Genomic DNA, 22,461 nt, shown 5'->3' with positions numbered 1-22,461 from the left:
CGGCGGCCGGGGAACCCCGCGTCACCAGCTCGCGTGCAGCGGCTTGCCCTCGGCGTAGCCGGCCGCGCTCTGCACCCCGACCACGGCCCGCGCCGCGAACTCGGTCAGATCGCCGGCGCCGGCGTAGGTGCAGGCCGAGCGCACGCCCGAGACGATGGCGTCGATCAGGTCCTCCACCCCCGGGCGGACCGGGTCGATGTACATCCGGGAGGTGGAGATGCCCTCCTCGAACAGCCCCTTGCGCGCCCGGTCGTAGGACGACTCCTCGGCCGTGCGGTTGCGCACCGCGCGGGCCGAGGCCATGCCGAAGCTCTCCTTGTACAGCCGCCCGTCCGCGGACTGCTGGAGATCGCCCGGGGACTCATGGGTCCCGGCGAACCAGGAACCGATCATCACATTGGACGCGCCCGCGGCCAGCGCCAGGGCCACATCGCGCGGATGCCGCACCCCGCCGTCCGCCCAGACGTGCTTGCCGTGCCGGCGGGCCTCCTCGGCGCACTCCAGCACCGCGGAGAACTGGGGGCGGCCGACGCCGGTCATCATCCGGGTGGTGCACATGGCGCCCGGTCCGACGCCGACCTTGACGATGTCGGCGCCGGCCTCGATCAGATCCCGCACGCCCTGCGCGGAGACCACATTGCCGGCCACCACCGGGACCCGCGGATCCAGGGCGCGCACCGCGCGCAGCGCGGCGACCATCGTCTCCTGGTGGCCGTGCGCGGTGTCCACCACCAGCACGTCGGCGCCGCCGGCCAGCAGCGCCTCGGCCCGGCCGGCCACATCGCCGTTGACGCCGACGGCGGCGGCGACCCGCAGCCGGCCCCGGTCGTCCACGGCGGGGGTGTAGAGGGTGGCGCGCAGGGCCCCCTTGCGGCTGAGGATGCCGGCCAGCCGGCCGTCCGCGTCCACCGCCGGGGCGATCTTGCGGTGGGCGGCGTCCAGCCGGTGGAAGGCCTCGCGCGGGTCCATGGCGGCGTCCAGCAGCATCAGGTCCGCGGACATCACCTGGGAGAGCTGGGTGAAGCGGTCCACGCCGGTGAGGTCGGTCTCGGTGACGATGCCGACCGGGCGGCCGTCGGAGACCACCACCCCGGCGCCGTGTGCCCGCTTGGGCAGCAGCGCCAGGGCGTCCGCCACGGTCTGGGCGGGGGCCAGGGTGATCGGGGTGTCCAGCACGAGATGGCGCCGCTTGACCCAGCCGATGACCTCGGTGACCACATCGATCGGGATGTCCTGCGGGATCACCACCAGGCCGCCGCGGCGGGCGACCGTCTCGGCCATCCGGCGGCCGGCGATCGCGGTCATATTGGCCACCACCACGGGGATGGTGGTGCCGGAGGCGTCCGGTCCGGCCAGATCGACGTCCTGCCGGGAGGCGACCGCCGAACGGGACGGCACCATGAAGACGTCGTCATAGGTCAGGTCGTAGGGCGGCCGGACATCATGGAGAAATCGCATGCTGGCTCTCTCACCTGCGGTTGTACGGATCATGCGGGTGGGAGTCAGCACCGGCCGCGCCGGGACGCGCACGGGCACCGGGCGGCGGCAGGCGGCTCCTGTGCCCATTGTCCCCGATCGGCCCGGGAACCGGTCCGCCGCATGGTCCGGCCGGCGGTCCGGCCGGCAGTCCGGTCGGCGGCGGTCAGTGGTCCGCGGGATCGACCCGGTCCAGGGCCGGCCGCCGGCCGGGCGGGACCCGCATCAGATAGTCGGCGGCGGCGGTGTCCGTGACCAGGCTGGTGACCAGCCCGGAGCGGAGCACGGCGGCGATGGCGTCCCCCTTGCGCCGCCCGCCCGCGATGGCCACCACCTCGGGAATCCGGCGCAGCCGCTCGGCCTCCACGGTGATGCACCGTTCGCCCAGATCCCGGCCGATGGTCCGGCCCTCCAGGTCAAACAGGTGCGCGGACATCTCGGCGGCGGCCCCGAGGGAGGCGTAGTGCGACCGTTCCTCGTCGCTGAGCATGTCGTGCACGGTGGAGATGCCGGCCTCCCAGGAGCCGATGGACACCGCGGCGACGGTCACCTTGTCGAAGTACTCGAAGGCGTGCGCGATGCCGGTCTGGCCGCGCAGCGCGGCGGCGGTCTGGGCGTCGGGCAGCAGCATCGGCGCGTAGATCGGATGGGCCTCGCCGCCGGAGACCGCCGCGGCCCGGCGCACCGCCTCCACCGAGCCGCGCTCCGCGGTGCCCACGTCGTAGACCCCGGTGAGCTGCACCACGGTGCACGGCGGCAGCTCCTTCAGGGCGGCGGCCATGTGAATGGTGGAGCGGCCCCAGGCCAGGCCCAGCACGTCCCCCTCGTTGACCAGCTCGCTCATCAGATCGGCGGCGACCTCGCCCAGGTGGTCGGCGTCGTGCGCATTGGCGGGCGCGTCGGCCGGCGACTCGGCGACCACCACATGGCGCAGCCCGTACCGGGCGCGCAGCGCGTCGGAGCGCTCGGCGTCGAGCTCGGCGGGCACCCGGATCTCGATGCGCACCAGGTCGTGCTCGACAGCGGACTCGAGCACCCGGGCGACCTTGAAGCGGCTCACACCGAACTCGTCGGCGATCTGGATCTTGGATTTCCCCTCCAGGTAGAAGCGGCGGGCCATGGCCGCCGCCTGCATCAGCTCGGCGGGGCCCATTCTCGTGGCTGACCGTCCCGCGGCCACCGCACTCACCTCTCTGTCTTCCCCGTTGCCGTCCCGCTGTGTCCTGCCTGTTCATCCTCGCAGATCCACGGGGAGCGTGATCCGTCATGTGCACGGTGCACCCGGCCGGATGACCGCATTGACCAGGATGTCGCCGGTTCTTCACCCGGCTGCCGCCGGCGGGCCCGCGACGCTTCACGCCCCCGTGGCGTGCCGCGCGCCCTTCCGTCCCCGGATGCGGCTTTCACCCCGCGTCCCCGGCCCGGCCGCGGCACCGTCGGCGTGACCCGCGTCACATTGCGCCGCCTTCGCCGGTCATGCGGCGCGCCGGGCGGCGGCGGCCTCCGCCTGCTTGCGCAGCGCGGCCACCGCGGCGGCCGGATCCTCCGCGCCGTAGACCGCGGAACCGGCCACGAACACATCGGCGCCGGCCTCGGCACAGCGCTCGATGGTCTCCGCCGAGACCCCGCCGTCGACCTGGAGCCACAGCCTCAGCCCGTGGCGCTCGATCAGCCGCCGCGCGCGGCGGATCTTGGGCAGCACCAGATCCAGGAACTTCTGGCCGCCGAAGCCGGGCTCGACCGTCATCAGCAGCAGCATGTCGAGCTCGGGCAGCAGGTCCTCGTAGGGCTCGACGGGGGTGGCGGGATTGAGCGCCAGGGCGGCGCGCGCCCCCTTGGCACGGATCTCCCGGGCCAGCCGCACCGGGGCGGCGGCGGCCTCCGCGTGGAAGGTGACCGACCCGGCGCCCGCCTCCACATACTGCGGAGCCCAGCGGTCCGGATTCTCGATCATCAGATGGCAGTCCAGCGGTATGCCGGTGGCCTTGCGCAGCGACTCGACCACCGGCACGCCCAGGGTGAGGTTGGGCACGAAGTGGTTGTCCATGACGTCCACATGGAGCCAGTCGGCGCCCTCGACCGCCTCCGCCTCGGCCGCCAGGCGGGCGAAGTCGGCCGCGAGAATGCTGGGATTGATCTGTGCCATGCGCTCAGTATTTCAGCATCCCCGCCGCTCACCGGCCCCGCTCGGCCCGCCCCGGCGCCCGGGCGCAGGGGACGGACGGCCGCGCGCGGGTCAGCGGGTGCGGCGCAGCAGCGTGAGATGCATGGCGTCGGTGCCGTGCAGATGCGGCCAGAGCTGGACGCCCGGGCCGTCGCCCAGCCCCGGCACGCCCGGCAGCAGCGGCCGGGCGTCCAGCGGTTCCGCCGCCAGCCCGGCCGGCGGCCGGTGCAGCACGTCCGCCACCACCGCCCGGGTCTCCGCCAGATGCGGTGAGCAGGTCACATAGGCGACCACCCCGCCCGGCCGGGCCGACTCCAGCGCCCGGCGCAGCAGCTCCCGCTGCAGCGGGCCGAGCCGCGCCAGATCCTGCGGCCGGCGCCGCCAGCGCGCCTCCGGACGGCGGCGCAGCGCGCCCAGTCCGGTGCACGGCACATCGGCCAGCACCCGGTCGAAGGTTCCCGGCCGCCACGGCGGCCGGGTGCCGTCCGCGGTGATCACCTGGTACGGGCCGGGGGTGCCGGCCAGCGCACGGGCCACCAGCCGGGCCCGGTGCGGCTGCTTCTCGGCGGCCACCAGCAGTGCCCCGCGCTCCGCGGCCAGCCCGGCCAGCAGGGCGGCCTTGCCGCCGGGACCCGCGCACAGATCGAGCCAGCGGGCGTCCGGCCCGCCGCCCAGCGGGGCGGCGGCGAGCGCCAGCGCGGTGAGCTGGCTGCCCTCGTCCTGCACTCCGGCCCGGCCGTCGCGCACCGCGGCCAGCGCCGCCGGGTCGCCGCCGTGCGCCAGTCGCACCGCGTACGGGGACCAGCGGCCCGCCGCCAGCTCCCCCTCCCCCTCCCCGTCCGCCGCGCCGGCACCGGCGCCGCCGCTGCCGCCGCGCAGCAGTTCCCCGGCGGTGGTCCGGCCCGGCCGGGCGGCCAGCGTCACCCCGGGCCGCTGGTTGTCGGCGGCCAGCAGGGCCTCGATCCCGGCCCGGTCACCGCCGAGCGCGTCCCACAGCGCGGAGACCACCCACCGCGGATGGGAGTGCACCACGCTCAGATACCCCTCCGGGTCCCGCTCCCACTCCGGGGCGATCTGCGCCAGCCACTCCTCCAGGCCGTGCCGGGCCACCTTGCGCAGCACCGCGTTGACGAACTTGGCCCGGCCGTCGCCGAGCACCGAGCGGGCCAGCTCCACGGCGGTGGAGACCGCCGCGTGGCTGGGGATCCGGGTGCCCAGCACCTGGTGCGTGCCCAGCACCAGCACATCCAGCACCGGCGGGTCCACCCGGTCCAGCGGGCGGTCCACGCAGGCGGCCAGCACCGCCCGGTAGGTGCCCTGATGGCGCAGGGCGCCGTAGACCAGCTCGGTGGCCAGGGCGGCGTCCCGCGCGTCGAGCTCGCCCGCCCGGCGGGCCTTGGCCAGCAGCGGCGGCAGCACCAGGTTGGCGTAGGCGTCGCGCTCCTGCACGGCGCGCAGCGCCTGGTGCGCGACCAGCCGCACGGGATCCTTGCGGGGCCGCCGGTAGCGGCGCTGCGAGGAGGCGGACGGGGCGGGGGCGGCGGGTCGGCGCGGCCGAGTGCTCACGATCGGTGCTCCGGCGGTACGGGGATACGGTTGCGGGGTGCGACGGCGGGCGCGCGGGGGCCGGGACGCGGGTGTCCCGCCCGGGCCGTGGCGGGCCCGGCCCGGAAGGGAACGGCCGGGGCCCCGGGTACGACGGTACGCCCGGCCGTCACGGGGCCGCCCGCCCGCAGGGCCGCCGGGAAACACGGCGGCGTCGGGTCAGGGCATCAGTCGCCCAGGCGCTCGCCGGAGGAGATCCGGGCGCCGCGCGCCCAGTCGGCCGCGGCCATCGGCTTCCTGCCCTGCGGCTGCACCCAGAGCAGCTCCACCGCGTGCGAGCCGGTGCCGGCGTACACCTGGTGCTTGCCGACCGCGAGTTCACCGGGCGCCAGCCCGGTGCGGCCGGGGACCGGCGCGACCTGGCGCAGCTTGAGCCGCTCGCCGCGGACCACGGTCCAGGCGCCGGGCGCCGGCGAGCAGCCGCGCACCACCCGGTCCACCCGCAGGGCGGGGGCCTTCCAGTCCACCCGGGCGTCCTCCACGGTGAGCTTCGGCGCCATGGTGACGCCCTCGGCGGGCTGCGGCACCGGCTCCAGGCTGCCGTCGGCGATGCCGTCCACGGTGGCGGCGAGCAGCCCGGCGCCGGCGAAGGCCAGGCGGGTGAGCAGGTCACCGCTGGTGTCGGTGGGACGGATCCGCTCCGTCACCGTGCCGTAGACCGGCCCGGAGTCCAGCCCCTTCTCGATCCGGAAGGTGCTGGCGCCGGTGATCTCGTCGCCGGCCATCACGGCATGCTGCACGGGCGCGGCGCCGCGCCAGGCCGGCAGCAGGGAGAAATGCAGATTGACCCAGCCGTGCGGCGGGATGTCCAGCGCCGCCCGGGGCAGCAGGCCGCCGAAGGCCACCACCGGGCAGCAGTCGGGGGCCAGCTCCCGCAGCCGGTCCTGGAAGGCCGGGTCGCGCGGGGTCTCCGGCTTCAGCACCTCGATGCCCGCCTCCGCGGCGCGTTCCGCGACCGGGCTGGCCGCCAGCCGCCTGCCGCGGCCCGCCGGCGCGTCCGGCCGGGTCACCACGGCCACGACCCGGTGCCGGCCGGCGGACAGCAGGGCGTCCAGCGACGGCACGGCCACCTCGGGGGTACCTGCGAAGACGAGCCTCATGGTGCGGCAGTCACCTCTGTACTGGTCTGTTGTACTGGTCCGTACTGGTCCGTACTGTTCTGTACTGATCCGTACTGTTCTGTACTGGTCTGTACCGGTTTCCGGGTCCTGATCGCGGGGCCGGTGCCCGTGTCCGGCGTCCGGTGCCCCGGCGTCCGGTGCCCCGGCGCGGACGCAACAGTCTACGGCCGGACGGTCCCCGGCGCGGTGGCGCGCCCAGGGCGCGCGCCTTGCGGGGGAGTTGATGCGCCTCCCGCCGTGACCACCGGCGGCGGTCGGACGTTGGTCAAGGCGGATTGACCGCCCGGGGGCCGGGCCACGGCCCCGCTCTCTCCGGTTCGAGAGGCTGATCATGGCCGACCACTCCCCCGACGCCCAGGCACGGGCCAGTCTGCACATGCTGGTGCGGGACATCGAAAGGGTGCGCCGCCAAGTGGACGCACTGCGCACACTGAGCACCCAGTTGGGCAATGTCTACCGCCCGCGCCGCACCTCCTCGGCCAGCGGCTTCGTGGTCTACGGCCGGGCCCCGGCGCCGACCGTGCGGCTGGCCCAGGAGCTGAGGGAGAGTGTGGAGGCGCTGGTCACCGCGGCCGTGGACTTCGACCGCTCACTGGGCTTCTCCTGGGACGCGGTGGGCTCCGCGCTCGGGGTGACCAAGCAGGCGGTGCACCGCCGCTACGGCTCCCGCCGCACCCCGCCGGCGCCGTCCGCGGAGCCGGCGCCCGGCGAGCCCTCCGCCGTTCCCCAGGCCCGTCCGGCCCCGGACCCGGCCAGAGCGGGAGTCCTCCCCGCCCCCCGCAGCGGCTGACCCCGCGGCACGGCCACCACGGTGCCCGGCCGCACCGGTGACGCCCCGCACCCGGCCGGCCGGCGGCGCGGCTGCCGGACGCCGCGGGCGGCGACGGGCCGCTTCGCGGAAGGAGTCAGCCGATGTCGGCGGGGTCGATGCGGACCCGGGCGGTGGCCGGATCGCCGTGGGCCAGGCGGGTGGCCTGGGCGGACTTCAGGGCCGCGGCGAGCGGCGCGCCGCCGCCCAGCGGCACCCGGATCAGCGCCCGGTGCCACACCTCGCCCGGAGCCGGCCCGCCCGGGCGGCGGGCTGTGCCCCCCGGGGCGGGCGGCAGGGCCACCGGGCCCAGCACCACGGCGTCCCGCGGCAGCGCCACCGTGCCGAGCAGCGCGCGCACCGCCTCCTCCGGCCCGGCCACCGAGGCCATCCGATGGGCCGGCGGCAGCCCCAGCGCCGCACGGTCGGCGAGCTCCCGGACGACGTATCCGGCCGGGTCCCAGCGGACCAGCGCCTGCACGGCCCGCTCGGCCGGCTCGGCCAGCACCACCACCCGGCCGCCGTCCGGCGCCGGGCGGACCAGCGCCGCGGCGTTGAGCCAGCGCCGCAGCGCCTCCTCGCCGGCCCGCAGATCGGGCCGGCCCAGCAGGGCCCAGCCGTCCAGCAGCACCGCCGCGGCATAGCCCGGCCCCCCCGTCACCAGCGGCTCGGCGCCCGGGGTGCTGACCACCAGCAACGGCCGGTCGGGCACGCCGGCCAGGATCTGGTCCCGGCCGGAGGTGCGCACCGTCACCGAAGGAAAGGCCCGGCCGAGTTCCTCGGCGGTGCGCCGGGCGCCGACCACCCTGGCCCGCAGCCGGAGGCCGCCGCAGACCGGGCAGTGCCACTGCGGCGCGGCCTCCCCGCACCAGCCGCATTCCGGTGTCCCGCCCGGTCCCGGCGCGGCCAGCGGGCCGCCGCAGCGGGCGCAGCGGGCCGGCGAGCGGCAGTCCTCGCACGCCAGCCGCGGCACATAGCCGCGGCGGGGCACCTGGACCAGCACCGGCCCCAGGGCCAGACCGTCCCGGATGGCCTGCCAGGCCAGGGTGGGCAGCCGGGCGGCGCGGGCGGCCTCGTCCCGGCTCTCATCGGTCTCGGTGACGGTACGGACCCGCGGCGCCACCGCCCGCACCGTCTCCCGGGCGGCGGCCAGCGGCCGGGCCCAGCCGGCCTCCACCAACTGCGCGGCCTCCGCCGTGCAGGCGTGTCCGCCGCACAGAAAGGCGGCGCGCTCCTGGGCGGCGCGCAGCAGCAGCACGTCCCGGGCGTGCGGCTGGGGGGCGTGGTCGTCCCGGTGCGAGGAGTCGCCGTCGTCCCAGACGGCCGCCAGGCCCAGCTCGCGGACCGGCGCGAACATGGCGGCGCGGGTGCCGATCACGGCCCGCACCGCGCCACGGCTGACCGCCAGCCAGCGGCGGTAGCGGATCTCCGGGCCGGATTCGGCGGTGAGCAGCACATGCCGTCCCGGGCCGGTCAGCGCGGTGAGCGCGGCGTCCACCCGGGCGGCGGCCCGCCCGTCGGGCAGCACCGCCAGGGCACCGCGCCCGGCCGCCAGTGCCGTGGCCAGGGCCCTGGCCAGTTCCTCCGGCCAGCCGGGGCCGGGCAGCGCGGACCATACGGCGCGCGGTGTGCCGCCGGCGGCGAGGGCGTGCAGGAAGGCGGGGCCCTCGGGGTAGCGGTGCCAGCCGCCCGGCCCGGGCGCGGCGGGCGGCGGCAGCGGCGCCGCCGCGGGCTCCTCCTCCACCCGTGCCACCCGCGGCGGCACGGCGAGCTGCACCACATCGGCGAGCGAGCCGGCATAGCGGTCGGCGACCGAGCGGCACAGCCGCAGCAGCCCCGGCCCGAGCACCTGCTCGGTGGAGAGCACCTGGGCGATCGGGGCCAGCACCCCGGGAAAGTCGCTCTCCGCGACGCGTTCGACCAGGAAGCCGTTGATCAGCCGGCCGCCCTCGCGGCGCCCGCCGCGCTCCCCGGCACCGAACCGGACCCGGACCCGGACACCGGGCCGGGCCCGGTCGTCCATGGCCGCGGGCACGGCGTAGTCGAAGTAGCGGTCGAGATGGAGCTGGCCCTTGTCGACCAGCACCCGGGCCACCGGCAGCCGCTCGGCGAGGGGGGCACCGCGCCAGGTGCGCGGCCGGGCGCGGGGCGCGGCCCGCCCGCGGGCCGCCCGGATCAGCGGGAGCTGCTCGGCGCCCGCCCCCGCGTCCCCCTTCCCAGCGCTGCTCACCAGCCCAGTACACCAGACCGGGCCGACAGCGCTCCGCCGCCGGGCCCGGAGGCCCGGCGGCGGCGGATCAGCGCACGGGCGGCCGGGCTCAGCGGCCGGCGGCGCGGCGCAGGGCGTCCACCCGGTCGGTGGTCTCCCAGGTGAAGTCCGGCAGTTCCCGGCCGAAGTGGCCGTAGGCGGCGGTCTGGGCGTAGATCGGCCGCAGCAGATCCAGGTCCCGGATGATGGCGGCCGGGCGGAGGTCGAAGACGTCCCCGATGGCCTTCTCGATCCGGTCCGGTCCGACGGCGGCGGTGCCGAAGGTCTCCACGAACAGTCCCACCGGCTCGGCCTTGCCGATGGCGTAGGCGACCTGCACCTCGCAGCGGCGGGCCAGCCCGGCGGCGACCACGTTCTTGGCGACCCAGCGCATGGCGTAGGCGGCCGAGCGGTCCACCTTGGAGGGGTCCTTGCCGGAGAAGGCGCCGCCGCCGTGCCGCGCCATGCCGCCGTAGGTGTCGATGATGATCTTCCGGCCGGTGAGTCCGGCGTCGCCCATCGGGCCGCCGATCTCGAACCGTCCGGTGGGGTTGACCAGCAGCCGGTAGCCCTCGGTGGTCAGCTCCAGGCCCTGCTCCGCCAGCGCGGCCAGCTCCGGCTCCACCACGAACTCCCGGATGTCCGGGGTGAGCAGCGACTCCAGGTCGATGTCGGAGGCGTGCTGGCTGGAGACCACCACGGTGTCCAGCCGCACCGGCCGGTCGCCGTCGTACTCGATGGTGACCTGGGTCTTGCCGTCCGGCCGCAGGTAGGGGATGGTGCCGTTCTTCCGGGCCTCGGTCAGCCGGGCGGCCAGCCGGTGGGCGAGGATGATCGGCAGCGGCATCAGCTCGGGGGTGTCGTCGCAGGCGTAGCCGAACATCAGGCCCTGGTCGCCGGCGCCCTGCCGGTCCAGCTCGTCGTCATCGCCCTCGACCCGGGCCTCGTAGGCGGTGTCCACGCCCTGGGCGATGTCCGGGGACTGGGCGCCGATGGACACCGAGACACCGCAGGACGCGCCGTCGAAGCCCTTCTTGGAGGAGTCGTAGCCGATGTCCAGGATCTTGCCGCGCACCAGGCCCGCGATGTCCGCGTAGGCCTTGGTGGTGACCTCGCCCGCGACATGCACCAGGCCGGTGGTGATCAGGGTCTCCACGGCGACCCGGGAGGCCGGGTCCTCCTTGAGGAGGGCGTCGAGAATGGTGTCGCTGATCTGATCGGCGATCTTGTCCGGGTGGCCCTCGGTCACGGATTCCGAGGTGAACAGGCGGCGGGACACGGCGCTCCCTGGGTTTGCAGCGGCTGCTGACTGACGAAGAGGAATGCACGGCCACGGCGTTCGGCACGACGGCCGTTCCCGGCCAGCATATCGGTCCGGACACGGACGCGGGCAGGGTCTGTCCAGTTACTGGGCGCGCACCGCTTCCGGCCGGGCACCCGTCCGGGGCCGGTGCCCGGCCGGTGCCGAGGTCAGCGGGGTGGTGCGCCGCTCCAGCGGGCCACCACGGCGTCCCAGACCCGGTCGGCCAGCTCGTCCTTGGGGCCGCGCGGCACCACCGTCTCCGGCCCCCGGGCGTCCAGGATCACGGCTTCGTTCTCCTCGGTCCCGAATGCCAGCCCCTCCCCCACCCGGTTCACCACCAGCAGGTCGCAGCCCTTGCGGGCCAGCTTGGCACGGCCGTTGGCGAGCACATCGTCGGTCTCCGCGGCGAAGCCGACGACGAGCTGCCCCGGGGCACCGCGCGCGGCGGACAGCGCGGCCAGGATGTCGGGGTTGCGGACCAGCCGGACCGGCTCCGGCTCCTGGCCCTCCCGCTTCTTGATCTTGCTGCCGGAGCGGGCCGCGGGCCGGAAATCGGCCACGGCCGCGGCCATCACCACCGCGTCGGCGCCGGACGCCGCCTTGGTGACGGCCTGGCGCAGTTCCTCGGCGGTGCCCACCGGGACCACCTCGGCGCCGGCCGGATCGGGCAGCGCGGCGTTGGCGGCGATCAGGGTGACCCGGGCGCCGCGGGCCAGCGCGGTCCGGGCCAGGGCGTATCCCTGCTTGCCCGAGGAGCGGTTGCCCAGATAGCGGACCGGGTCCAGCGGCTCCCGGGTGCCGCCCGCGCTGATCACCACATGACGTCCGGCCAGGTCCGGCTCCAGGGCGCGCGGGCCGCGGGCCAGCACCCGGCGGCAGAGCTCGAACAGGGCCTCCGGCTCGGGGAGCCGGCCCTTTCCGGTGTCCGCGCCGGTCAGCCGCCCCACCGCGGGCTCGACCACCACCGCCCCGCGGCGGCGCAGGGTGGCGACGTTCTCCCGGGTGGCCGGATGCTCCCACATCTCGGTGTGCATGGCGGGCGCGTAGACCACCGGGCACCGGGCGGTGAGCAGGGTGTTGGTGAGCAGATCGGCGGCCAGGCCGTGGGCCGCCCGGGCCAGCACGTCGGCGGTGGCGGGGGCCACCACCACCAGATCGGCGCGCCGGCCGATGCGCACGTGCGGCACCTGGTGGACGGATTCCCACACCTCGGTGGCGGCCGGCCGGCCGGACAGCGCCGACCAGGTGGCCTCGCCGACGAAGTGCAGGGCGGCGGCGGTGGGCACCACGGTGACCGCGTGCCCGGACTCGGTGAACCGCCGCAGCAGTTCGCAGGCCTTGTAGGCGGCGATGCCGCCGCTCACGCCGAGCACCACCTCGGGGCGTTCCCGGGGCACGGGCCCGTCCGGTGAGGCCGCTGGCTCTGCCACGGGCCGTTACTCGGTCGGGCCGTCGATGGCCTCGGCGGTCAGCAGACCGGCGTTGATCTCGCGCAGCGAGATGGACAGCGGCTTCTCGTGCACATGGGTGTCCACCAGCGGGCCGACATACTCCAGGAGGCCCTCGCCGAGCTGCGAGTAGTACGCGTTGATCTGGCGGGCCCGCTTGGCGGCGTAGATCACCAGGCTGTACTTCGAGTCGGTGGCCTCAAGCAGCTCGTCGATCGGAGGGTTGATGATGCCCTCCGGCGGGGCGATGGAAGAGGACACGCGCTGCCTCCGTGATGGGTTGCGTGGTGAGTTGCGTGATGTCGTGCGGTACGTGTGCTGCGTGACCTGCGTGTACTGCGTGCGGCCCGGCGGTCGCGCCGGGGCGGGCGGGGACGGACCGGAGCAGGTCAGGACAGACGCATCAAGGCTAGCAGTTCGCTCACCACGGCCTCGACCGAGGTGTTGACCAGGGTGATGTCGAACTCCGCCTCGGCGGCCAGCTCGATCCGGGCGGCGTCCAGCCGGCGGCGGATGATCTCGGGAGGCTCGGTGCCGCGCCCGGTGAGCCGGCGCACCAGCTCGTCCCAGGACGGCGGCGCGAGGAAGACCAGCCGGGCGTCCGGCATGGCCTCGCGCACCTGCCGGGCACCCTGGAGGTCGATCTCCAGCAGCACCGGCTCGCCGGCCTCCAGCCGGTCCAGGACAGGCCGACGGGGAGTGCCGTAGCGGTGGCCCGCGAACTCGGCCCACTCCAGCAGCTCCCCGTTGGCGATGAGCTTGTCGAACTCCTCGTCCTCGACAAAGAAGTACTGCACACCGTGCCGCTCGCCCGGGCGTGGTCTCCGCGTGGTGGCCGACACCGAGAGCCAGACCTCGGGATGGGCCTTGCGGAGGTGCGCGACGACCGTGCTCTTGCCGACCCCGGAGGGGCCGGAGAGCACGGTCAGCCGCGGACGACCGGCCGGTGTTGCGGGGGCCGCCCCCCGGGATGCACCACTCATGCGGTGATTATCCCGGCTACCCGCCGCGCCGAGAAATTCAGGACGAGCCGGCCCCGAATTCACGCTCAAGGGCCGCGATCTGGTTGGAGCCGAGTCCTCGGACTCGCCGGCTCTCGGAGATGCCGATCCGCTCCATGATCTGCTTGGCCCGGACCTTGCCCACACCGGGCATGGACTCGAGCAGGGCGGAGACTTTCATCTTGCCGATGACATCGTTCTCCTGGCCCTGCTTGATGACCTCGTGGAGCGAGGCGCCGGAGTGCTTGAGCCGATTCTTGACCTCGGCGCGCTCCCGGCGAGCCGCGGCGGCCTTTTCGAGCGCGGCAGCGCGCTGTTCAGGGGTAAGGGGCGGAAGAGCCACGCCTACGTCACCTCAGGTGTCGAACTGTCGGATACGGATTAGGTGAGGAACCTAACGGCCCCGCACCGGGCGGAGCAACATGCAACGCGCCCTGCAACTCCGCTCTCGTCGGAGACTAGCGGCCCAACGCGCCACAGTCAGCGAGATCAGCCGAAAACTCCTGGTCAGCCTCGATCGAAAAGGACATTCCAGGATAAAAACACGGGGGTTTTCCGTCGGGTATCCGTCTGGAATCCGTCCGTCCGGCGAGCAGGCGGGGCCCGGTCCGCGGCGGGCATACCCCCGCGCGGCCCCGCAGCGGCGTCCGGCTCACCGTTCCGACACCCGTTCCCCGGGTTCCCCGGGGGCCCGGACCGGGCCGGGCAGCACCGCCGCCAGCCGTTCCGTCTCCTCCCGCACGGCCCGCCGCAGCCCGTCCGCCGAAGGGCCGCGCCGCAGCACCCCGCGGCTGACCGAGGGCAGCACCCGGGGCAGGGCGGCGCCGAACAGCCGCGGCAGGTCCGCGGCCCGCGCGCCCTGGGCACCCAGCCCCGGCGCCAGCAGCGGCCCGCCCGTCGCCAGATCCACCCCCGTCTCGGCCAGGGTGGCGCCGACCACCGCGCCGAAGGAACCCAGCACCCCGGCGCCCCGGTTCTCCTCGGCGAGCCGGTCCAGGATCACCTGGGCCACCGGGCGCCCGTCCGCGGCGGTGGCCCGCTGCACCTCGGCGCCCTCCGGATTGGAGGTCAGGGCGAGGACGAACACCCCGCCGCCGTGGCGCCGCGCCGCGTCCAGGGCGGGCCGCAGCGACCCGAAGCCCAGATACGGGCTCAGCGTCACGGCGTCGGAGCACAGCGGGCTGCCGGGGGTGAGAAAGGCATCGGCGTAGGCGGCCATGGTGGAGCCGATGTCACCGCGTTTGGCGTCGGTCAGCACCAGCGCGCCGGCCGCGCGGGCGTCGGCGATGGCGTGTTCCAGCACCGCAAGGCCCCGGGAGCCGAAGCGCTCGAAGAAGGCGGCCTGCGGCTTGAACACCGCCACCCGGTCGGCCAGCGACTCCACCACGGTGCGGGTGAAGCGCTCCAGGCCGGCCACATCGTCGTCCAGGCCCCACTCGGCCAGCAGCGAGGCGTGCGGGTCGATGCCCACGCAGAGCGGGCCACGGGTGTCCATCGCCCGCCGCAGCCGGATGCCGAACGGCTCGGCGGCGGCGCCGGGGGTGCCGGTCATCGGGATTCCGCCTTCCGGACGCCGGCGCCGACGGCGTCGGCGAGGGTGGGATAGGGGCTGGTGCGCAGCCTGGCCGCCAGGCCCTTGCGGACCGCCCGCGGCCAGAACGGGCCGCGGTAGACGAAGGCGCTGTAGCCCTGGACCAGGGTGGCCCCGGCCAGCACCCGCTGCCAGGCGTCCTCGGCGTCCTCGACACCGCCCACCCCGATCAGCACCAGCCGGTCGCCCACCCGGGCGTACAGCCGGCGCAGCACGGCCAGCGAGCGCCGCTTGAGCGGGGCGCCGGAAAGGCCGCCGGGCCCGATGCGGGCGATCTCCTCGGCCGGCGCGGACAGCCCGTCCCGGCCGATGGTGGTGTTGGTGGCGATGATGCCGTCCAGGCCGAGTTCCACGGCCAGATCGGCGACCGCGTCGATGTCCTCGTCCGCCAGATCCGGGGCGATCTTGACCAGCAGCGGGACCCGCCGCTCGGGGACGGCCCGGGCGGCGGCCCCGCGCACCGCGGTGAGCAGCGGGCGCAGCCGCTCGGTGGCCTGGAGGTCGCGCAGCCCTGGGGTGTTGGGCGAGCTGACATTGACCACCAGGTAGTCGGCGTACGGGGCCAGCCGCTCGGCCGAGGTGACGTAGTCGGCGACCGCGTCCCGCTCGGGGACGGCCTTGGTCCGGCCGATGTTGACGCCGACCACGGCGCCGGGGAACGGCGGCCGGCCGGCGCGGCGGCGGCGCAGCCGCTCGGCCACCGCCGCCGAGCCCTCGTTGTTGAAGCCCATCCGGTTGATCAGCGCGCGGTCGGCCACCAGCCGGAACAGCCGCCGGGGCGGATTGCCCGGCTGCGCCTGCCCGGTGACGGTACCGATCTCGATGTGGTCGAAGCCCAGCATGGCCAGGCCGTCGAGGCCGGCCGCGTTCTTGTCGAAGCCGGCGGCCAGGCCGAAGGGGCCGGGCAGGTCCATGCCGAGGGCGGTGATCCGCAGGGCGTCGTCGCGGGGGCCGAGCACCCGGGCGGCGGCGTCCCGCACACCGGGCACCCGGGCCGCCGCCCGGATCCAGGAGAAGGCCAGCCGGTGGGCCCGCTCCGGGTCCATCCGGGCGAAGGCCAGCCGGAAGAGCAACCGGTAGGCCCGGTGCTGCGCAGGATGCATGGCGCGGTGCTGCTTTCTGTGTGCGCGGCGCCCGCCGGGGGCGCCGCTGCCGTTGTCTGTCGCCGGGCCGCGCCCGGCCCGGCCCGTTCCCCGCGCCCGGGGCCGGACCGGGCGCGGCGGGAGGGGCGGAGCCCCGCTCAGGCGTGCCGGGCCTCGGTGAGGAAGGCGGCGTGCTCCTGGAGGGAGCGCACCCCCACCTCGCCGCGCACCAGGGCGTCGATGGCCTGGGTCGCGGCGGCCAGCGCCTGCACCGTGGTCAGGCAGGGCACCCCCCGGGCGACCGCGGCGGTCCGGATGTCGTAGCCGTCCAGCCGTCCGCCGGTGCCGTGCGGGGTGTTGACGATCAGGTCCACCCGGCCCTGGTGGATCAGGTCCACGATGGTGGGCTCGCCGCCCGGCCCCGGCCCCTCGCTGTGCTTGCGCACCACCGTGGCCTTGATGCCGTTGCGGCGCAGCACCTCGGCGGTGCCGGAGGTGGCCAGCAGTTCGAAGCCGTGCTCGGCCAGCACCCGGGCGGGCAGGATCATCGCCCGCTTGTCCCGGTTGCGCAGCGAGACGAAGGCCCGGCCCTTGGTGGGCAGCGCCCCGTAGGCCGCGGCCTGGGACTTGGCGTAGGCGGTGCCGAAGACCGCGTCGATGCCCATCACCTCGCCCGTGGAGCGCATCTCCGGGCCCAGCACGGTGTCCACGCCCCGGCCCTGGAGGTCGCGGAACCGGCTCCAGGGCAGTACCGCCTCCTTGACCGAGATCGGCGCGTCCAGCGGCATGTCGCCGCCGTCACCGTGCGCGGGCAGCAGCCCTTCGGCGCGCAGTTCGGCGATGGAGGCGCCGAGCGAGATCCGGGCGGCGGCCTTGGCCAGCGGCACGGCGGTGGCCTTGGAGGTGAACGGCACCGTGCGGGAGGCCCGCGGGTTGGCCTCCAGCACGTAGAGGATGTCCCCGGCGATGGCGAACTGGATGTTGATCAGCCCGCGCACGCCCACCCCCCGGGCGATCGCCTCGGTGCAGGTGCGCAGCCGCTTGATGTCGTAGCCGCCCAGGGTGATGGGCGGCAGCGCGCAGGCCGAGTCGCCGGAGTGGATGCCGGCCTCCTCGATGTGCTCCATCACGCCGCCGAGGTAGAGCTCGTGGCCGTCGTAGAGGGCGTCCACGTCGATCTCGATGGCGTCGTCCAGGAAGCGGTCGATCAGCACCGGGTGGTCGGAGATCAGCCCGGCGTGCCGCTCCAGATACTCGGCGAGGGCCGGCTCGTCGTAGACGATCTGCATGCCGCGCCCGCCCAGTACATAGCTGGGCCGGGCCATCACCGGGTAGCCGATCCCGGCGGCGATCCGCTTGGCCTCCTCGAAGGAGAAGGCGGTGCCGTACTTGGGCGCGGGCAGCCCGGCCTCGGCCAGCACCCGGCCGAAGGCGCCGCGTTCCTCGGCGGCGTGGATGGCCTCCGGCGGGGTGCCGACGACCGGTACGCCGTTGTCCTTCAGGCCCTGCGCCAGGCCCAGCGGGGTCTGGCCGCCGAGCTGGACCAGCACCCCGGCGACCGGTCCCGCGGCCCGCTCGGCGTGCACGATCTCCAGCACGTCCTCCAGGGTGAGCGGCTCGAAGTAGAGCCGGTCGGAGGTGTCGTAGTCGGTGGAGACGGTCTCCGGGTTGCAGTTGACCATCACGGTCTCGTAGCCGGCCTCGTGCAGCGCGAACGAGGCGTGCACGCAGGAGTAGTCGAACTCGATGCCCTGGCCGATGCGGTTGGGCCCGGAGCCGAGGATGATCACGGCCGGCCTGCGGCGCGGCGCGACCTCGGTCTCCTCGTCGTAGGAGGAGTAGAAGTACGGGGTGCGGGCGGCGAATTCGGCCGCGCAGGTGTCCACCGTCTTGTAGACGGGCCGGACGCCGAGGGCGTGCCGGACCTCCCGGATGACCTCCTCGCGCAGGCCCCGGATCTCGCCGATCTGGAGGTCGGAGAAGCCGTGCCGCTTGGCGTGCTCCAGCAGTTCCGGGGTGAGCCGGTCGGCGGCGGCGATCTCCTGGGCCACCTCGTGGATCAGGAAGAGCTGGTCGGTGAACCACGGATCGATCCGGGTGGCGTCGAAGACCTCCGCGGCGGTGGCCCCGGCCCGGATGGCCTGCATCACGGTGTTGAGCCGGCCGTCCGTGGGGGTGGCGGCGGCGCGCAGCAGCGCCTCCTTCCCGGCCGGCCCGTCGGGCCCGCCCGGCTCGCCGGTGAAGGAGAACTGGGAGCCCGGCTTCTCCAGCGAGCGCAGCGCCTTGTTGAGCGCCTCGGTGAAGTTGCGGCCGATGGCCATGGCCTCGCCCACCGATTTCATGGTGGTGGTCAGGCCCGGGTCGGCGGCCGGGAACTTCTCGAAGGCGAACCGCGGCACCTTGACCACCACATAGTCCAGGGTGGGCTCGAAGGAGGCCGGGGTCTGCTCGGTGATGTCGTTGGGGATCTCGTCCAGGGTGTAGCCGATGGCCAGCTTGGCGGCGATCTTGGCGATCGGGAAGCCGGTGGCCTTGGAGGCGAGCGCCGAGGAGCGGGACACCCGGGGGTTCATCTCGATGACCACCACCCGGCCGTTGTCCGGGTCGACCGCGAACTGGATGTTGCAGCCTCCGGTGTCCACCCCGACCTCGCGGATCACCGCGATGCCGATGTCCCGCAGGACCTGGTACTCGCGGTCGGTGAGGGTCATGGCCGGGGCGACGGTGATGGAGTCGCCGGTGTGCACGCCCATCGGGTCGAGGTTCTCGATGGAGCAGACCACGACCACGTTGTCGTGCTTGTCGCGCATCAGCTCCAGCTCGTATTCCTTCCAGCCGAGGATGGACTCCTCCAGGAGCACCTCGGTGGTCGGGGAGAGCGCCAGGCCCTGGCCGGCGATGCGGCGCAGTTCCTCCTCGTCGTGGGCGAAGCCGGAGCCGGCGCCGCCCATGGTGAAGGACGGCCGGACCACCACGGGGTAGCCGCCGAGGGTCTCCACCCCGGCCAGCACCTCGGCCATGGAGTGGCAGATCACCGAGCGGGCGGACTCGCCGTGGCCGGTCTTCCGCCGGACCCGCTCCACGACCTCCTTGAACTGGTCGCGGTCCTCGCCCTTGTGGATGGCGGCCACATTGGCGCCGATCAGCTCGACGCCGTACTGCTCCAGGGTGCCGGCCTCGTGCAGGGCGATGGCGGTGTTGAGCGCGGTCTGGCCGCCCAGGGTGGGCAGCAGCGCATCCGGCCGCTCCTTGGCGATGATCTTCTCGACGAACTCCGGGGTGATGGGCTCCACATAGGTGGCGTCGGCCATCTCCGGGTCGGTCATGATGGTCGCCGGATTGGAGTTGACCAGGATCACCCGCAGGCCCTCGGCCTTGAGCACCCGGCAGGCCTGGGTGCCGGAGTAGTCGAACTCGGCGGCCTGGCCGATGACGATCGGGCCCGAACCGATCACCAGTACGGACTGGATGTCAGTGCGCTTCGGCACGGTGGGCCTCCATCAGTGAGACGAAGCGGTCGAACAGGTAGGCGGCGTCGTGCGGCCCGGCCGCCGCCTCGGGGTGGTACTGCACGCTGAACGCGGGCCGGTCCAGCAGCCGCAGCCCCTCCACCACGTTGTCGTTGAGGCAGACGTGGCTGACCTCGGCCCGCCCGTAGGGGGTGTCGGTGGCGCCGTCCAGCGGGGCGTCCACCGCGAAGCCGTGGTTGTGCGCGGTGACCTCGACCTTGCCGGTGGTGCGGTCCTGCACCGGCTGGTTGATGCCGCGGTGGCCGTACTTCAGCTTGTAGGTGCCGAATCCCAGGGCGCGGCCGAGGATCTGGTTGCCGAAGCAGATGCCGAACAGCGGTGTCCGCCGCTCCAGCACGCCGCGCATCAGCTCCACCGGGTGGTCGGCGGCGGCCGGGTCGCCGGGGCCGTTGGAGAAGAACACTCCGTCGGGGCGCACCGCCTCGATGTCGCCGGCGGTGGCGGTGGCGGGCAGCACATGGACCTCGATGCCGCGCTCGGCCATCCGGTGCGGGGTCATGCCCTTGATGCCCAGGTCCACGGCGGCGACGGTGAACCGCCGGGCGCCGATGGCCGGGACCACATAGGGCTCGCCGGTGGCCACCTCGGCGGCCAGGTCGGCGCCCTTCATCGGCGGCACGGCCCGCACCTTGGCCAGCAGTTCCTCCGGGCGGGCAAGCGCCGGGCCGGAGAAGATGCCGACCCGCATGGCACCGCGCTCCCGCAGATGGCGGGTGAGGGCGCGGGTGTCGATGCCGCTGATGCCGACCACGCCCTGGGCGGTCAGCTCCTCCTCCAGGCCGCGCCGGGCGCGCCAGTTGGAGGACACCCGGGAGGGGTCGCGCACCACATAGCCGGCCACCCAGATGCGGCGGGACTCCGGGTCCTCGTCATTGACGCCGGTGTTGCCGATGTGCGGGGCGGTCATCACCACCACCTGGCGGTGGTAGGAGGGGTCGGTCAGGGTCTCCTGGTAGCCGGTCATGCCGGTGGAGAACACGGCCTCGCCGGAGGTCTCGCCCACGGCCCCGTAGGACTGGCCGCGGAAGGTGCGGCCGTCCTCCAGGACCAGAACGGCGGGGACGCGCCCGCGGCCCCCGGCAGGGGTCGTCGCAGCGGTGGTCATGGTGTGCCTTCCTGGTGTTGCTGTTCTGCTGAGCCGGTGCCGCCGGCGCCGCCGGCGGCGGCCGGGGCGGGGTGACCGCCGGGTGCGGTGCCGGCCGCGCGGCCGGCCAGGGCGCTCAGCGCGTCCACCCAGGCGGGGTGCTCCGCGGCGCGGTCGGAGCGGAAACCGGAGTCCAGCAGCCGGCCGCCGTGCTCCCAGACGATCACCAGCAGGGCGTTGTCGGTGAGCACCTTGCCGGCGATCGCCTTGTCCAGCCGGGCGCCGCGCAGCCGGCCGGCCGGGATGAAGAAGTCCGGTGCGCCAGAGCGCTCCACCCGCACGCCGTCGCGGGTGAGGGTCAGTTCGGCGCGGCTGCGCACGCCCAGGCCGTGGGCCACGATCCGGTCCAGCCACTGCCCGGCGGTGGTGGTGCCGTGGTAGCGCCCGGCCAGGCGCAGGGTGCCGCCGTCCGGGAGGCCGGCCGCCGGGTCCGGGTCCGGGTCCGGTGCGGCCGGCAGGGCCGGCAGGCCGGACTGGAGCAGGCCGCGCCGGCGCCAGCCCTGCCGCATCAGCCAGTAGACCAGGACCAGCAGCAGGGCCAGCACGGCCATCCAGCTCAGATATCCGGGCCAGTCGACGGCCGGGGCCTCGGGGGCGGCCAGGAACCCGGCGCTCATGCCCGCGCCCCGTCCGCCGGCGTGTCCGCCGGGGCGTCCGTCAGGGCGCCGTCGGCGACGGTGGCCCGGCCGCGCAGCAGGGTGTGGGTGACCCGGCCCGGCAGTTCCCGGCCCCGGTAGGGGGTGTTGCGGCTGCGCGAGGCGAAGCCGGCGGGCTCCACCGGCGCCCGGTGGTCCGGGTCCCAGAGCACCAGGTTGGCGGGCTCGCCGACCGCGACCGGGCGGCCCTGGCCGGTCAGCCGGCCGATCCGGGCGGGCCGGAAGGACATCCGCTCGGCCACCCCGGCCCAGTCCAGCAGCCCGGTGTCCACCATGGCGTGCTGCACCACGGACAGCGCCGTCTCCAGGCCGAGCATCCCCATGGCCGCCGCGGCCCACTCGCAGTCCTTGTCCTCCTGCGGGTGCGGGGCGTGGTCGGTGGCCACCACATCGATGGTGCCGTCGGCCAGCGCCTCGCGCAGCGCCCGCACGTCCGCCTCGGTGCGCAGCGGCGGATTGACCTTGTAGACCGGGTCGTAGCTGCGCACCAGTTCGTCGGTGAGCAGCAGGTGGTGCGGGGTGACCTCGGCGGTGACCGGCATGCCCCGGGACTTGGCCCAGCGGACGATCTCCACCGAGCCGGCCGTGGAGAGGTGGCAGATGTGCACCCGGGAGCCGACATGGGCGGCGAGCAGCACATCGCGGGCGATGACCGACTCCTCGGCCACCGCCGGCCAGCCGGCCAGGCCGAGTTCGGCCGAGACGGTGCCCTCGTTCATCTGGGCGCCCTCGGTGAGCCGGGGCTCCTGGGCGTGCTGGGCGATCACCCCGTCGAAGGCCTTCACATACTCCAGGGCACGGCGCATGATCACCGCGTCGTCCACGCACTTGCCGTCGTCGGAGAAGACCGTGACGCCGGCGGCCGAGTCGTGCATGGCGCCGAGTTCGGCGAGCTGCTTGCCCTCCAGGCCGACGGTGACCGCGCCGACCGGCTGGACGTCGCAGTAGCCGGCCTCCCGGCCGAGCCGCCACACCTGCTCCACCACGCCCGCGGTGTCGGCCACCGGGAAGGTGTTGGCCATGGCGTGCACGGCGGTGTAGCCGCCGCGGGCGGCGGCCCGGGTACCGGTGCGCACGGTCTCGGAGTCCTCGCGGCCGGGCTCGCGCAGATGGGTGTGCAGATCCACCAGCCCGGGCAGCAGGATCCGGCCGGCCGCCTCGATCACGGTGGCGCCGCCGGCCTCGGCAACGGTGCCGAGCGCGGTGACGACCCCGTTCTCGATCAGTACCTCCTGCGGTGCCCCGCCCAGGACCCGGGCGCCGCGGATCAGCGTCTTGCTCATG

At 74.8% G+C, this 22,461-nt stretch carries 18 protein-coding genes; 1 reads left to right on the top strand and 17 read right to left on the bottom strand.

What is annotated here, in order from left to right:
* Nucleotides 1–21 precede the first annotated feature (21 nt).
* From BM242_RS16825 to fmt, 5 genes are all read right to left on the bottom strand, one after another.
* The gene (locus BM242_RS16825) at nucleotides 22–1,458 is read right to left on the bottom strand and encodes a GuaB1 family IMP dehydrogenase-related protein (protein WP_093839681.1); all 1,437 of its coding nucleotides are present in this window, start codon (nucleotides 1,456–1,458) and stop codon (nucleotides 22–24) included.
* Between the two features lie 184 nt (nucleotides 1,459–1,642).
* Nucleotides 1,643–2,629 carry a sugar-binding transcriptional regulator gene (locus BM242_RS16820; protein ID WP_175541457.1) on the bottom strand — a complete coding sequence of 329 codons (987 nt, stop codon included), beginning with the start codon at nucleotides 2,627–2,629 and terminating at the stop codon, nucleotides 1,643–1,645.
* A gap of 321 nt (nucleotides 2,630–2,950) precedes the next feature.
* A complete protein-coding gene (rpe, locus tag BM242_RS16815; RefSeq protein WP_093839679.1) occupies nucleotides 2,951–3,622 on the bottom strand; it encodes a ribulose-phosphate 3-epimerase in 672 nt (223 codons plus the stop codon).
* Between the two features lie 90 nt (nucleotides 3,623–3,712).
* Nucleotides 3,713–5,206 (bottom strand): RsmB/NOP family class I SAM-dependent RNA methyltransferase, encoded by a 1,494-nt coding sequence (locus BM242_RS16810; RefSeq protein WP_093839678.1) that lies wholly within the window; start codon nucleotides 5,204–5,206, stop codon nucleotides 3,713–3,715.
* Nucleotides 5,207–5,412: 206 nt separating this feature from the next.
* Nucleotides 5,413–6,345 carry a methionyl-tRNA formyltransferase gene (gene fmt, locus BM242_RS16805; protein WP_093839677.1) on the bottom strand — a complete coding sequence of 311 codons (933 nt, stop codon included), beginning with the start codon at nucleotides 6,343–6,345 and terminating at the stop codon, nucleotides 5,413–5,415.
* A gap of 352 nt (nucleotides 6,346–6,697) precedes the next feature.
* Here fmt and BM242_RS16800 point away from each other — a divergent pair, with 352 nt between their 5' ends.
* Complete coding sequence (locus BM242_RS16800) at nucleotides 6,698–7,156, top strand: hypothetical protein (RefSeq protein ID WP_093839676.1); 459 nt, start codon at nucleotides 6,698–6,700, stop codon at nucleotides 7,154–7,156.
* Nucleotides 7,157–7,271: 115 nt separating this feature from the next.
* On the opposite strand, the gene BM242_RS16795 is transcribed toward BM242_RS16800, so the two are convergent.
* The 12 genes from BM242_RS16795 to BM242_RS16740 all read right to left on the bottom strand — a co-directional run bounded on the left by BM242_RS16795 (nucleotide 7,272) and on the right by BM242_RS16740 (nucleotide 22,460).
* Complete coding sequence (locus tag BM242_RS16795) at nucleotides 7,272–9,407, bottom strand: primosomal protein N' (protein ID WP_093839675.1); 2,136 nt, start codon at nucleotides 9,405–9,407, stop codon at nucleotides 7,272–7,274.
* 85 nt (nucleotides 9,408–9,492) lie between these two features.
* Entirely contained in the window at nucleotides 9,493–10,701 is a 1,209-nt protein-coding gene (metK, locus tag BM242_RS16790) for a methionine adenosyltransferase (RefSeq protein ID WP_093839674.1), read from the bottom strand.
* Nucleotides 10,702–10,892: 191 nt separating this feature from the next.
* Nucleotides 10,893–12,155: a bifunctional phosphopantothenoylcysteine decarboxylase/phosphopantothenate--cysteine ligase CoaBC gene (gene coaBC, locus BM242_RS16785; RefSeq protein WP_245834197.1), complete on the bottom strand. Its 1,263-nt coding sequence runs from the start codon at nucleotides 12,153–12,155 to the stop codon at nucleotides 10,893–10,895.
* Nucleotides 12,156–12,161: 6 nt separating this feature from the next.
* On the bottom strand, nucleotides 12,162–12,434 hold the full coding sequence (gene rpoZ, locus BM242_RS16780; RefSeq protein WP_093839672.1) for a DNA-directed RNA polymerase subunit omega: 273 nt from the start codon (nucleotides 12,432–12,434) through the stop codon (nucleotides 12,162–12,164).
* A 128-nt stretch (nucleotides 12,435–12,562) separates the two neighbouring features.
* Nucleotides 12,563–13,156, bottom strand: coding sequence for a guanylate kinase (gene gmk / locus BM242_RS16775; protein ID WP_093839671.1), 594 nt, complete (start codon nucleotides 13,154–13,156; stop codon nucleotides 12,563–12,565).
* 37 nt (nucleotides 13,157–13,193) lie between these two features.
* Nucleotides 13,194–13,517, bottom strand: coding sequence for an integration host factor (locus tag BM242_RS16770; RefSeq protein ID WP_093839670.1), 324 nt, complete (start codon nucleotides 13,515–13,517; stop codon nucleotides 13,194–13,196).
* 309 nt (nucleotides 13,518–13,826) lie between these two features.
* Entirely contained in the window at nucleotides 13,827–14,726 is a 900-nt protein-coding gene (gene pyrF / locus BM242_RS16765; RefSeq protein WP_093839669.1) for an orotidine-5'-phosphate decarboxylase, read from the bottom strand.
* Complete coding sequence (locus BM242_RS16760; RefSeq protein WP_093839668.1) at nucleotides 14,723–15,868, bottom strand: quinone-dependent dihydroorotate dehydrogenase; 1,146 nt, start codon at nucleotides 15,866–15,868, stop codon at nucleotides 14,723–14,725. The genes pyrF and BM242_RS16760 overlap by 4 nt, the downstream gene beginning before the upstream one ends.
* A gap of 137 nt (nucleotides 15,869–16,005) precedes the next feature.
* Nucleotides 16,006–19,335, bottom strand: a complete 3,330-nt coding sequence (gene carB, locus BM242_RS16755) for a carbamoyl-phosphate synthase large subunit (RefSeq protein WP_093839667.1) — start codon at nucleotides 19,333–19,335, stop codon at nucleotides 16,006–16,008.
* Entirely contained in the window at nucleotides 19,319–20,482 is a 1,164-nt protein-coding gene (gene carA / locus BM242_RS16750) for a glutamine-hydrolyzing carbamoyl-phosphate synthase small subunit (RefSeq protein ID WP_093839666.1), read from the bottom strand. The genes carB and carA overlap by 17 nt, the downstream gene beginning before the upstream one ends.
* Entirely contained in the window at nucleotides 20,479–21,138 is a 660-nt protein-coding gene (locus tag BM242_RS16745; protein ID WP_245834195.1) for a PH-like domain-containing protein, read from the bottom strand. The genes carA and BM242_RS16745 overlap by 4 nt, the downstream gene beginning before the upstream one ends.
* Nucleotides 21,135–22,460 (bottom strand): dihydroorotase, encoded by a 1,326-nt coding sequence (locus BM242_RS16740; RefSeq protein ID WP_093839665.1) that lies wholly within the window; start codon nucleotides 22,458–22,460, stop codon nucleotides 21,135–21,137. The genes BM242_RS16745 and BM242_RS16740 overlap by 4 nt, the downstream gene beginning before the upstream one ends.
* Between the last annotated feature and the right edge of the window lies 1 nt (nucleotide 22,461).

This window comes from Streptomyces aidingensis (genome assembly GCF_900112355.1).
GTDB lineage: Bacteria > Actinomycetota > Actinomycetes > Streptomycetales > Streptomycetaceae > Streptomyces > Streptomyces aidingensis.
This window is presented reverse-complemented; position numbering and strand designations above follow the sequence as displayed.